This window comes from uncultured Roseovarius sp. (genome assembly GCF_947489715.1).
In the GTDB taxonomy this organism is placed as follows: domain Bacteria; phylum Pseudomonadota; class Alphaproteobacteria; order Rhodobacterales; family Rhodobacteraceae; genus Roseovarius.
Map to the genome: position 1 here is coordinate 651,836 of NZ_CANLER010000002.1, position 12,189 is coordinate 664,024.

A 12,189-nucleotide genomic window follows, 5' to 3' on the forward strand; every position below is an offset into this window, starting at 1 on the left:
CACCCCCTTCCAGCGGTTGCAGGGGCAGTTTCGCCTGCCTATATACGCCCAGAAGCGCGGCAACCCCATTTGGGATGTCGTCAAACCATCGGGGCCCGGTGCCGAAACGGGTTGGGTCCTGACAACATCGCCTAAGTTAGAAGGGATCGTAAAAACATGGCCAAAGTCATCGGTATTGACCTCGGAACCACCAACTCCTGCGTCGCCATCATGGATGGTAGCCAGGCCCGCGTCATCGAAAACTCGGAAGGTGCCCGCACCACGCCCTCGATCGTCGCTTTCACAGACAACGAACGCCTTGTCGGCCAACCGGCCAAACGTCAGGCCGTCACCAACCCGGAAAACACCATCTTTGGCGTCAAGCGCCTGATCGGTCGCCGGGAAAATGACGCGGACCTGGCCAAGGACAAGAAGAACATGCCATTCAACGTCATCGACGGTGGCAATGGCGACGCCTGGGTCGAAGCCAAGGGTGAAAAATACAGCCCCTCACAAATCTCGGCCTTCATCCTCGGCAAGATGAAAGAAACCGCTGAATCCTACCTGGGCGAAGAAGTCACCCAGGCGGTCATCACCGTCCCGGCGTATTTCAACGACGCCCAGCGCCAGGCCACCAAGGACGCGGGCAAGATCGCTGGCCTTGAAGTGCTGCGCATCATCAACGAGCCGACAGCCGCCGCGCTGGCATATGGCCTCGACAAGGAAAACACCCACACCATCGCGGTCTATGACCTTGGCGGCGGTACTTTCGACGTGACCATCCTTGAGATTGACGATGGCCTCTTCGAAGTGAAATCGACCAATGGCGACACCTTCCTGGGTGGTGAAGACTTTGACATGCGCATCGTCAACTACCTGGCGGACGAGTTCAAAAAGGAACACGGCGTCGACCTGACCAAGGACAAGATGGCCCTGCAACGCCTGAAAGAGGCGGCAGAGAAAGCCAAGATCGAACTCAGCAGCAGCTCGCAGACCGAAATCAACCAGCCATTCATCTCGATGGGCTCGGACGGCTCGCCGCTGCACATGGTCATGAAACTGACCCGCGCCAAACTGGAATCGCTGGTTGGCGACCTGATCAAGGCGTCGATGAAACCCTGTGCCGCCGCGCTGAAAGATGCCGGCATGTCGGCCAACGAGGTTGATGAGATCGTACTGGTCGGCGGTATGACCCGCATGCCCAAAGTGATCGAGGAAGTGACCAAGTTCTTCGGCAAGGAACCCCATAAGGGTGTGAACCCGGATGAGGTTGTTGCGATGGGTGCCGCCATTCAGGCCGGTGTTCTGCAAGGCGACGTCAAGGATGTTGTCCTGCTCGACGTGACCCCGCTCAGCTTGGGTATCGAAACCCTGGGCGGCGTGTTTACCCGTCTGATCGACCGCAACACCACGATCCCGACCAACAAAAGCCAGATCTTCTCGACCGCCGAGGATAACCAGAACGCCGTGACGATCCGGGTGTTCCAGGGCGAACGTGAAATGGCCGCAGACAACAAGATGCTGGGCCAGTTCAACCTCGAAGATATCCCGCCCGCCCCGCGTGGCATGCCCCAAATCGAAGTCGCGTTCGACATCGACGCCAACGGCATCGTGTCGGTTCAGGCCAAGGACAAGGGCACCGGCAAGGAACAGAAGATCACGATCCAGGCGTCGGGCGGTCTGTCCGATGAGGACATCGAAAAGATGGTTCAGGACGCCGAGGAGAATGCCGAGGCCGATAAGGAACGTCGCGAGCTGGTCGAAGCCAAGAACCAGGCTGAAAGCCTGATCAACTCGACCGAAAAATCGATGGAGGAGCACGCCGACAAGGTTGATCCGACCACCATCGAAGCGATCGAACTGGCCATTGCCGCGCTCAAGGACGAGCTGGAAACAGACAATGCCGACAAGATCAAATCGGGCATCCAGAACGTCACCGAAGCGGCCATGAAACTGGGCGAGGCGATCTACAAGGCTGCCCAGGATGATGGCGAAGACGAGCCGATGGCAGCGGATGAGGCCGGGGCCGGCGACGACGATATCGTTGACGCCGACTTCGAAGATCTCGACGGCGACAAGCGCGCCTGATCAGCGTCTGATGGAACGCAGGGGCCGGGCCAGCGCAAGACCGGCCCGGCCCTGTCCGTTCCCGCGAAAGGAGATCTCGCATGGCCAAACGTGATTATTACGAAGTGCTTGGATTATCCAAAGGTGCGTCGGCCGATGAAATCAAGAAAGCCTATCGCGCCAAAGCCAAAGAACTTCATCCCGACCGCAACAAGGACAACCCCGATTCCGAGAAACAGTTCAAGGAAGCGGGCGAAGCCTATGACGTTCTGAAGGACGCCGACAAAAAGGCGGCCTATGACCGCTTTGGTCATGCCGCTTTCGAAGGTGGTATGGGGGGCGGTGGCGGCCGTCCTGGCGCCGGTGGACAAGGCGATTTCGCCAGTGCCTTTTCCGATGTGTTCGATGATCTTTTCGGCGATTTCATGGGGGCGCGCGGCGGGGCTGGCGGCGGACGCGGACGTGCGGCGCGCGGATCGGACCTGCGCTATAACCTGCGCGTCACGCTGGAAGAGGCCTATTCGGGCCTGCAAAAAACCATCAACGTGCCAACCGCAGTGCCCTGCGATTCCTGCGAAGGATCAGGGGCCGAGGGTGGTGCTGAACCTTCAACCTGTCCAACCTGCTCGGGCATGGGCAAGGTTCGCGCTCAGCAGGGCTTTTTCACCGTTGAACGCACCTGCCCAACCTGCTCCGGACTGGGCCAGATCATCAACAACCCCTGTAAATCCTGTCAGGGTCAGGGCCGCATCGAAAAAGATCGCGCACTCAGCGTGAACATCCCCGCCGGGGTCGAAACCGGCACCCGCATCCGCCTGGCCGGCAATGGCGAGGCCGGGATGCGTGGCGGACCTCCGGGCGATCTTTATATTTTCATCGACGTAGCTCAGCACGAGCTTTTTGAGCGTCAGGAAAATCATCTTTTCTGCCGCGTACCTGTGTCGATGTCCGCTGCCGCCCTTGGCGGCGATATCGAGGTGCCCACCATTGACGGTGGCCGCAGCCGCGTGAAAATCCCGGGTGGGAGCCAATCGGGCCGTCAGATGCGCCTGCGCGGCAAAGGCATGCCCGCTCTGCGCGGCGGCTCGCATGGTGACATGATGATCGAACTGGCGGTTGAAACACCGGTCAACCTGACCTCCAAGCAAAAAGAGCTGCTGCGCGAATTCGAGGCCCTCAGCGAGGATAACAACCCCGAAAGCAAAAGCTTCTTCTCTTCGGTCAAATCCTTCTGGGATTCGATGAAAAGCTAATTTTTCGGGATAACGGAAGTCGGATAAGGGGCGCATCGTGATGCGCCCTTTTTTCATGGTCCGGCCTCTGACAAGCAAACAGGACGGTTGGCGCTTGTTACAACGACTCACGGTGCAAGGGCTGAGTACACGGCGACAGGCTTGTCGCGGGTGCTGGATGACCCCAACACGGCGGTTTTCAGGACGGTTTCGTGGGGGCAATCCACCGCCTTTTGCCAGCGTCGTTACCACCCTTCCGAAATCAACGGATGTTTCGTCGTTACGTCGTGCCCCGGTGCCGATACCGACGTAATACCGACAAAATACCGACGTGATACCGACAGCAATTCTCGCGGATCGTTAATCATTCGCTAACCCTCATGCGGCAGATTGTTAACATGTCGCACGGTCCCGCCTTCTCGGAAAAACCCCTACCTCTTTTCACCGAAGATGAAGCTGTTGTAGCCGACGTTCTGACCCCCGGAAGACAACCCTCCTACATCCGCGATCATCGCAAACGTCTGCGGGATCGATTCCTTGCTGGCGGCGCCCAGGCCTTACCGGATTATGAGATGTTGGAACTGGTTCTGTTTCGCGCAATTCCGCGGCGGGATGTAAAGCCGTTGGCGCGGCAACTGCTTGATAAATTTGGCGATTTCAACACCGTCGTCTCCGCCCCCGCGGATCAGCTATCCGAGGTTCCGGGCATCGGAGAGGCCGTGATTTGCGAGCTGAAGATCATCGAGGCTGCCGCCCATCGACTTTCGCGGGCAAGGGTGATGCAGCGACAGGTAATCTCATCCTGGGATGCCTTGCTGGATTACTGCCACACCACGATGGCCCACCGCGAGACCGAGCAGTTTCGTGTTTTTTATCTGGATCGCAAGAATGTCCTGATCGCCGACGAAGAGCAAGCCAGCGGCACCGTGGATCATGTCCCCGTCTACCCGCGCGAAGTCGTCAAGCGCGCCCTCCATCACAACGCCAGCGCTTTGATTCTAGTACATAATCATCCTTCGGGTGACCCCACACCGTCGGATAGCGACATCGCCATGACACAACAGGTTCTGACCGCCGCCGAAGCCCTTGGCATCGCATTGCACGATCACATCATCATCGGCAAATCCTGTGAACTCAGCTTCCGCGCCAAGGGATATCTGTAAAGCGCCATTTCGCGCGCTTCCCGTAGGGCCGCTTTAGCGCACCCAAACCTCGACCCGCCGGTTCACCTGACGGCCCCACGCGCTATCGTCGCAAGCCATCGGCATCGCCTCACCAAAGGCCGCGACCTCCAGCCCGATACGATCCAGATTGGCCGTTTCCGCTGCTCTTGTTACCGCCGATTTGACGGCCGAAGCCCGGCGCATGGCGATGTTGCGATTGGCGCTTGCAGCCCCTTCACCATCACTGAACCCGACAAAAACCAGACGCCGTGCATCATAGAGCCCGATCTCCATAGCGCGTGCCAATTGCTGCACGTTTGAACGTGATTGCGCGTCCAGCCGCGCCGATCCTGCCTCGAACCGGAAGGTGGTCGACAGGCGTTTGAGAGGTGCCAGCGCACTGACCATATCCTGTAGCTCCGACAGGCGTATCTCTTCTCCGGCACGCAGAATTGCATTGGCAAACCGGTCGCCTTGTTCGTTGATCCTGATTTCTTCCGGGGCTTGATCGACAAATCCCGCGCGCCGGATCACCAGCTGCGCCGACGGGTCGCGCATATAGGCCAGAAATTCACGCGCCAGTTTGGGAAACCGCCGCGCGGGCAAATAAAGGAACATCGGCGCGGTCAGCGGGTAATCCTCGGTCTTGACGGCACGGCGCGTGGCGTTCAGCGCAAAGCCGCAATTGCCTTTCAGCGCCAGCTCCCAGGTGTTGCCAATCTCCGACCGGCTGGTCACCCCAAGGGCAAAGGGATCATCCGATACCGCCCGGGCCAGATCCTGACTGTCCTTGTGGCGGATCGCACCATCGACCAGATTCAGATCTTCGGGTGCCAGCAGACGATCAACCGTGGCCTGACCCAGCCCCGTGCGCGCATCGTGCAGATGGACCCCGATGGGTGCGTTTGGCCCGCCCAGAACGGACCAGTTATCAATCTCTCCGGCCAGAACCTGCGCCAGTTCGGGCGTTGTAATGGCCTGAATCGGATTGCTGGGCGCAACCACCGGCACCAATGCATCAAGCGCCAGAACCCGGCTGCGACCGCGCGCTGTCAGATTGCCAAGCCCTGCGTCACGCGCACGTGTCACCTCGTCCGTGCGTGCCTCGCGCAGCGTCATCGCGATATCCGCCTCATTCGCCAACAGATCGGCAAACCCTTCATCCGTATTGGTCAGACGGAAAGAAAACTCGCCCAAGACCGCGCCATCGACGCGACTGGCAAGTGCTATGACAAATTGATTAGCCGCCAGGTTTTCGCGCGTCAGATCGTATTCGTTGCGAATGGCAAACGCCTCGATCAGCGCGGGCATCAGCACCCGGCCAACCGTGGGCGCGCCTGAAAACGTGATCCGTGCGATGTAATTTTCAAGGTTCGGACAACCCGGCCCCTCACAGGACACACCCGAGCCGTCAACCGTCAGCTCGCCATAAATGGTTTCAAGCCGATAGAACTCTCCATCGAAGCCAAGAAGGTTTCCCGACACCTCGACATCACCATCGTGCGACTTCAGAGTCACATCTTGCGCCGAGGCAGTCTGCCCGCCCGAAAAAGCGAAAAGTGCGGCGAAAAACGCCGCACGTATCATTGTCATCAAATGACCCCCGAACGTCGCGGATTAGTTTCGTGCGATCTTCAGGTCATTCAGAAGGTTTTTCAACACCAGAAAATCACCAACCGCATCGCAATCGGGAATGGCAAGCACAACATCCTGCACTTTCAGCTCTCCGTTACGGTTCAACTGGATTGATTGCGCCTCGACATCGCGGCCACAATTCGCCTGCGTCACCTCGGCCTCAAGGCTCAGGCGCACGGCCCCTTCCTGCGCGGTGGTTCCCGAGGGAAAGGTATAGACTTCGGCCATCCGCGCACCGGGCAGATCCTGCGCGCCAAGCTGGGTGATAAACCCACCCTCACCAAGCGCCGCAATCGACATATCTCGTCTGTCACCTGCCCAGACATGGCCCTGCTGGTCATAATCCGCCCCGAATTCCAGGGCGTGAATCTGAACGCCGCTATCTCCGGCCCATTGCACGACAACACGGTCATAATATTCAAGCGATGTCACAGAGGCATTCGCCACCGCCCCGTCGCCATTTGAAAAGGACACGATGAAGACCGCATCATTCGCAAGCGCGGGCACGCTGAGGCTGCGTTTGCCGTTTTCATCGGTCACATCGGTGAACATCATACCGTTGTGATGAATCGTAAAGCGGTCATTGACCATGCAAGGCGCGTCAAGCGTGAGCGTCACCATCGCCGCGGCGGCTGGTTCGGCAGAAAGCTGGTGGTTGCAGGCAAAAGTCGGGGCGGTTTCTTCGGCAGGTAGGGTAACGAGCGGCTGATCTTCGGATAGAGACGCCAGCACAATCGGCGCGTCAGGAAGGAAAAGCACCGCCGGTTCAGGCGCAACCAGCGCCGAAATCGCCGAGGTAAGCGTGATACCCGAAAGCTCAAGCGGCTGTTCGTCAATCTGCGACAAGGGCTCGATTTCGACCTGCGGAGAGGCCGCACCGCTTTCTTGTGGCAATGCCTCCTGCGCGTTGCTTTGCATCAGATAACCGATGCCCCACGCGCAGAATAAAGTGCCGCCGACGGTGATAAACCGTTTTGGCTGAATCTTGGCCTTGAACATATAGCTCTCCCACACCTTAGAAAGGTCTGGTCAAGCCTTAACTTTGGAAAATGGCCGCCTTAAGGCAGGTGTTGGGTGTGAATCGGGCGGCCATGTGGCAGCCCGACCTTTCAGGCCAACCGTCCGTGACAGTGTTTGAACTTCTTTCCCGACCCGCAGGGGCAGGCTTCGTTGCGCCCCGGATTGCCCCAGGTTGACGGATCGGATTCGACAAAACCCTCTGCCGCATCTGCTGAGGGTTCACTGGCCGTGACCTGCGCTGTCGCCTCTTCCATCGCCGCACGCTGCTCTTCGACCTGCGCCAGCATTTCCTGTTGCTCTTCTTCGGACATCGGCCGGATCTGCCCCAGTTTCTGGGTCACATCCTGACGCAGGCTGTCCAGCATCGTTTCAAACAGCTGGAAGGCTTCGTTCTTGTATTCATTCAGCGGATCGCGCTGCGCATACCCGCGGAATCCAACCACGCTGCGCAGATGTTCCAGCGTCAAAAGGTGCTCCCGCCATTTGCCATCAATCGTCTGCAAAAGGATCTGCTTTTCGATCATGCGCATATTCTCGGGGCCGAACTGGGCCGCCTTCTGCGCCATCATCTTATCCGCCGCATCCTCAAGCCGCTCGGCAATTGCCTCATCGTCAACGCCTTCTTCGCCGGCCCATTCAACAACCGGAAGCTCCATGTTCAGCTGCTCAATGACAGCGGTATGCAGACCGTCGATATCCCACTGATCGGCATAGGTTTTGGGGGGCATATGCGTGTCGACCAGATCGTCGATCACCTCGTTGCGCATGTCCTGAACGATCTCGGACAGATCGCTTGCGCGCATGATATCGAGACGCTGTTTGAAGATCACCTTGCGCTGCTCGTTCATCACGTCGTCGAATTTCAGCAACTGTTTACGGATGTCAAAGTTGCGGCCTTCGACCTTGGCCTGCGCCCGCTCCAGCGATTTGTTGACCCAGGGGTGGATGATCGCCTCCCCCTCTTTCATGCCCAGGCCCGACAGGACTTTTTCAAGCCTTTCAGAGCCAAAAATCCGCATCAGATCGTCATCGAGGCTCAGGAAGAAGGCCGATGTGCCCGGATCGCCTTGGCGGCCAGAACGGCCGCGCAGCTGATTGTCGATCCGTCGGCTTTCGTGCCGTTCGGTCGCCAGAACAAACAGTCCGCCGGCGTCCAGAACCTTCTGTTTTTCGTCGGCATGTTCCGCTTCGATCTTGCTGCGCAGTGCTTCGGGGTCTGCGTCGGGGTCTTCTGTCAGCGCCTCCAGCACTTTCATATCGACATTGCCGCCCAACTGAATGTCGGTCCCGCGACCGGCCATATTGGTGGCAATCGTGACCGCGTTCAGCTTGCCGGCATCTGCGACGATCTGCGCCTCTTTCTCATGCTGGCGCGCGTTCAGAACGTTATGCGTGACCTTGGCCGAGGTCAGCAGCTGGCTCAGCAATTCGGACTTCTCGATCGACGTTGTGCCGACAAGAATGGGCTGACCCTTGGCATGGGCCTCCTCAATAGACTCGATGATCGCTTTGAACTTGTCATTGGCATCGCGGTAAACCGCATCATCCCGGTCAACCCGCGCGATGGGTTTGTTGGTGGGCACTTCGACCACGCCCAGACCGTAGATTTCGGCGAATTCCTCGGCCTCGGTCGCCGCCGTACCGGTCATCCCGGACAGGCGATTATAAAGCCGGAAGTAATTCTGGAAGGTCACCTGCGCCATGGTGACGTTCTCGGGCTGAATCTGGCACCCTTCCTTGGCTTCGATCGCCTGGTGCAGGCCCTCTGACAGGCGCCGTCCCGCCATCATCCGGCCGGTAAACTCGTCGATCAGCACAACCTCGTTATCGCGAACGATGTAATCCTTGTCTTTCGAAAAGATTTTATGCGCCCGCAGTCCCTGATTCACGTGATGCACAATCGTGGTGCTTTCAGGATCGTAAAGCGACTGATCCTCGGCCAGCAGTTCATGCTCGCGCAGCAGGTTCTCCAGGAACTCGTTGCCCTCGTCGGTGAACGTGGCGCTCCGGGTTTTTTCCTCGATCTTGTAGTGTTCCTCGGTCAGTTCTGGGATCAGCTTGTCAATCGCCACGTAAAGTTCGCTGCGGTCCTGCGCCGGGCCCGAAATGATCAAGGGCGTCCGCGCCTCGTCGATCAAAATACTGTCAACTTCGTCCACAACGGCAAAGTTATGGCCGCGCTGGCTCATCTCTTCGAGGTTGGATTTCATGTTGTCGCGCAGATAATCGAAACCCAGCTCGTTATTGGTGGCATAGGTCACGTCAGCGCCATAGGCGCTTTGCTTTTCACTCTCCGGCTGCTGCGGATAGACGACACCGGTCGTCATGCCAAGCGCGGCATAGACCTTGCCCATCCACTCGGCATCACGTTTGGCCAGATAGTCGTTGACCGTCACGATATGCACACCCTTGCCCGTCAGCGCATTCAGGTAAGACGGGAAGGTCGCCACAAGGGTCTTGCCCTCACCGGTCTTCATCTCGGAAATGTTACCCTGATGCAGGAAAATCCCACCCATCAGCTGCACATCGAACGCCCTGAGGCCAAGAGCACGCCGCGCCGCTTCACGGCAATTCGCAAACGCCTCGGGCAGCAGATCATCCAGGCTTTCGCCATCCGCCACACGTTTCTGAAATTCGCGGGTCTTTTCGATCAGATTGTCATCACTCAGCGCCTCGAACTCAGGCTCCAGCGCGTTGATCTGTTCGACCAAAGGCCGTGTCGCCTTGATCTTGCGGTCATTCGGGGTGCCAAAGATCTTTCTGGCAACAGTTCCGATACCCAGCATGTTCTATCCGTTCCGGTCTTTTGACTATACGTGAATGGCAATTGCTTGCCCCGCATTCCGCACCACCGTACAAGGTGGTCCAGACAGCAGGATTGCCTTGATCCTAAGGCGATGTAAGGGGCTGCTGGTAGAGTGTCAACGTCGCGCACCCGCGCGAAATCCATAGCAGCGTCCGCAAAGGAAGAATTCCATGTTCACCCGCCTCAGGTTTCTGTCGTCCACATTCATGGCCGCAACGCTGGCCACCACTCTTGCCGTGTCGGCCCAGGACGAGCCGACCGCCGCGACCGTCGTTGCAAAAGTGGGCGATACTGAGATCACTCTGGGGCATATGTTGGCCCTGCGTTCGGGCCTGCCGCCGCACTACGACCAATTGCCCGATGAGGTGCTGTTCGACGGCGTTCTCGACCAACTGGTGCAACAGACCTTGCTGATGCAAATGGTGGGTGACGATCCGACGCTGCTGACCCGGCTCATGATCGAAAATGAACGCCGTGCCCTGATGGCGGCCGAGGCGATCCGTGGCGTCATGGACGTACCGGTCAGCGAAGAAGAGCTGCAAGCCGCCTATGCGGAACGTTTCGCCGATCAGGACCCGGAAACCGAATACCATGCCGCGCATATTCTGGTCGAGACCGAGGAAGAGGCCAACGAAATCATCAACGAACTTGGCGCGGGCGCTCAATTCGGCGATCTGGCCAAGACGCGTTCCACCGGTCCTTCGGGCCCAAATGGTGGCGATCTGGGCTGGTTCGGACCCGGCGTGATGGTCGAACCGTTTTTTGACGCGGTGGCGCAATTGCAGGATGGCGATGTTTCCGACCCGGTGCAGACTCAATTTGGCTGGCATGTCATCAAACTGATCGAATCCCGCGCCAAGGACATTCCTGCCCTCGAAGCCGTACGTGAGGAATTGTTGGAAGAACTGCGTCAAAAGGCCTTTGATGCGCTGATTGCACAGCGCGAAGCAGAAACCACGATTGACCGCTCGGGTGCGGATGGTATCAATCAGTCCGTTATCAAGAGCAATGATATTCTGGAGAATTGACTATGGGAGCAACGCCTCCTCTTTCGCCATTAGCCCCTGCCGATTTTCCTGAACTTCCGATCATTGATGGCGTCACCTTTGCCATCGCCGAAGCCGGTGTGAAATATCAGGATCGCCCGGATGTGATGCTGGCCAAACTGGCAAAGGGTACCGCGATTGCCGGGGCCTTCACCCGCTCGGCCACCCGGTCTGCGGCGGTGCTGGATTGTCAGGAAAAGATCGGTGGAAATTGCGACGAAGGGGCCGCGATCCTTGTGAATTCCGGCAATGCCAACGCCTTTACCGGTCGCAACGGGACCACGTCCGTACAGACGCTCACCCAAGCCACCGCCAAGGCCACAGGCGTGCCCCAAGCACGGGTTTTCACCTCATCAACCGGGGTCATCGGCGAACCCTTGCCACATGATCGCATCACCGCGCAGCTTGATGAGCTGTCCGGCGCACTTGCCGCCGATGGCATCAGCGCCGCGGCCCGCGCCATCATGACCACCGATACCTTTCCCAAGGGATCGGCCACGACAGTGACCATTGACGGACAACACGTCAAAATTGCCGGTATCGCCAAAGGGTCGGGCATGATCGCCCCGGATATGGCCACCATGCTGGTCTATATCTTTACCGATGCCGCGGTGGATCAGCCGGTCCTGCAGTCGATGGTCAGCGCGCTCAACCGCAAGACCTTCAACTGCATCACCGTCGATAGCGACACCTCGACCTCGGACACATTGCTGGTCGCCGCCACCGGCGCGTCGGGCATTCGCATCACCGAAAGCAGCGTCGGCTTCATGGAAGGGTTGCGGCAGGTGATGCTGGATCTTGCCCATCAGGTCGTGCGCGATGGCGAAGGGGCCACCAAGTTTGTCGAGATCTCGGTCACCGGCGCCGCCAGCGACGCCGAGGCCCGCACCCATGCCCTGTCCATCGCCAACTCACCGCTGGTCAAGACCGCGATTGCCGGCGAAGACGCCAATTGGGGTCGCGTCGTCATGGCGATCGGTAAATCCGGCGCGCGCGCTGACCGCGACCAGTTGTCGATCCGTTTCGGCGATATCCTTGTGGCGAGTGAGGGCTGGGTGAACCCCGATTACAGTGAAGACGAAGCTGCGGCCTACATGAAGAATCAAGAGTTGGAGATTCACGTCGATCTGGGCCTTGGCGGCGGCACGGCAGTGGTCTGGACCTGCGATCTGACGCATGGCTATATCCAGATCAACGCCGATTACCGATCATGATCTACACGCGACGTTTCGGTCCGGGGC

The 12,189-nt window shown here is 58.6% G+C and carries 8 protein-coding genes; 5 read left to right on the forward strand and 3 right to left on the reverse strand.

Translation table 11 applies throughout. The features are described 5' to 3' along the window. Positions 1-156 precede the first annotated feature (156 nt). The 3 genes from dnaK (at position 157) to radC (ending at position 4,441) form a co-directional block, all read left to right on the forward strand. Positions 157-2,067: a molecular chaperone DnaK gene (gene dnaK, locus Q1B27_RS08825; RefSeq protein ID WP_299846526.1), complete on the forward strand. Its 1,911-nt coding sequence runs from the start codon at positions 157-159 to the stop codon at positions 2,065-2,067. A gap of 80 nt (positions 2,068-2,147) precedes the next feature. Next, on the forward strand, positions 2,148-3,299 hold the full coding sequence (gene dnaJ, locus Q1B27_RS08830; RefSeq protein WP_299846528.1) for a molecular chaperone DnaJ: 1,152 nt from the start codon (positions 2,148-2,150) through the stop codon (positions 3,297-3,299). Positions 3,300-3,676: 377 nt separating this feature from the next. Continuing rightward, entirely contained in the window at positions 3,677-4,441 is a 765-nt protein-coding gene (gene radC / locus Q1B27_RS08835; RefSeq protein ID WP_299846531.1) for a DNA repair protein RadC, read from the forward strand. Positions 4,442-4,474: 33 nt separating this feature from the next. Here the strand turns inward: radC and Q1B27_RS08840 are convergent, their stop codons facing one another. The 3 genes from Q1B27_RS08840 to secA form a co-directional block, all read right to left on the reverse strand. After that, the gene (locus tag Q1B27_RS08840) at positions 4,475-6,034 is read right to left on the reverse strand and encodes a phosphate ABC transporter substrate-binding/OmpA family protein (protein ID WP_299846533.1); all 1,560 of its coding nucleotides are present in this window, start codon (positions 6,032-6,034) and stop codon (positions 4,475-4,477) included. A gap of 24 nt (positions 6,035-6,058) precedes the next feature. Further along, on the reverse strand, positions 6,059-7,075 hold the full coding sequence (locus tag Q1B27_RS08845; RefSeq protein WP_299846535.1) for a hypothetical protein: 1,017 nt from the start codon (positions 7,073-7,075) through the stop codon (positions 6,059-6,061). 110 nt (positions 7,076-7,185) lie between these two features. Next, the gene (gene secA, locus Q1B27_RS08850; RefSeq protein ID WP_299846537.1) at positions 7,186-9,882 is read right to left on the reverse strand and encodes a preprotein translocase subunit SecA; all 2,697 of its coding nucleotides are present in this window, start codon (positions 9,880-9,882) and stop codon (positions 7,186-7,188) included. Between the two features lie 190 nt (positions 9,883-10,072). Between secA and Q1B27_RS08855 the strand changes: the two genes are divergently transcribed. Both Q1B27_RS08855 and argJ read left to right on the forward strand, forming a co-directional pair. After that, the gene (locus tag Q1B27_RS08855; protein ID WP_299846539.1) at positions 10,073-10,930 is read left to right on the forward strand and encodes a peptidylprolyl isomerase; all 858 of its coding nucleotides are present in this window, start codon (positions 10,073-10,075) and stop codon (positions 10,928-10,930) included. A gap of 2 nt (positions 10,931-10,932) precedes the next feature. Then, positions 10,933-12,162 carry a bifunctional glutamate N-acetyltransferase/amino-acid acetyltransferase ArgJ gene (argJ, locus tag Q1B27_RS08860; RefSeq protein WP_299846540.1) on the forward strand — a complete coding sequence of 410 codons (1,230 nt, stop codon included), beginning with the start codon at positions 10,933-10,935 and terminating at the stop codon, positions 12,160-12,162. The last annotated feature ends 27 nt before the right edge of the window (positions 12,163-12,189 follow it).

What these genes read in the sequence shown, in the direction of transcription:
- Q1B27_RS08855 (WP_299846539.1), top strand. Translation starts at nt 10,073, where the DNA reads ATGTTCACCCGCCTCAGGTTTCTGTCGTCCACATTCATGGCCGCAACG.
- radC (WP_299846531.1), top strand. Translation starts at nt 3,677, where the DNA reads ATGTCGCACGGTCCCGCCTTCTCGGAAAAACCCCTACCTCTTTTCACC.
- argJ (WP_299846540.1), top strand. Translation starts at nt 10,933, where the DNA reads ATGGGAGCAACGCCTCCTCTTTCGCCATTAGCCCCTGCCGATTTTCCT.
- Q1B27_RS08845 (WP_299846535.1), bottom strand. Translation starts at nt 7,075, where the DNA reads ATGTTCAAGGCCAAGATTCAGCCAAAACGGTTTATCACCGTCGGCGGC.
- dnaJ (WP_299846528.1), top strand. Translation starts at nt 2,148, where the DNA reads ATGGCCAAACGTGATTATTACGAAGTGCTTGGATTATCCAAAGGTGCG.
- dnaK (WP_299846526.1), top strand. Translation starts at nt 157, where the DNA reads ATGGCCAAAGTCATCGGTATTGACCTCGGAACCACCAACTCCTGCGTC.
- Q1B27_RS08840 (WP_299846533.1), bottom strand. Translation starts at nt 6,034, where the DNA reads ATGACAATGATACGTGCGGCGTTTTTCGCCGCACTTTTCGCTTTTTCG.
- secA (WP_299846537.1), bottom strand. Translation starts at nt 9,882, where the DNA reads ATGCTGGGTATCGGAACTGTTGCCAGAAAGATCTTTGGCACCCCGAAT.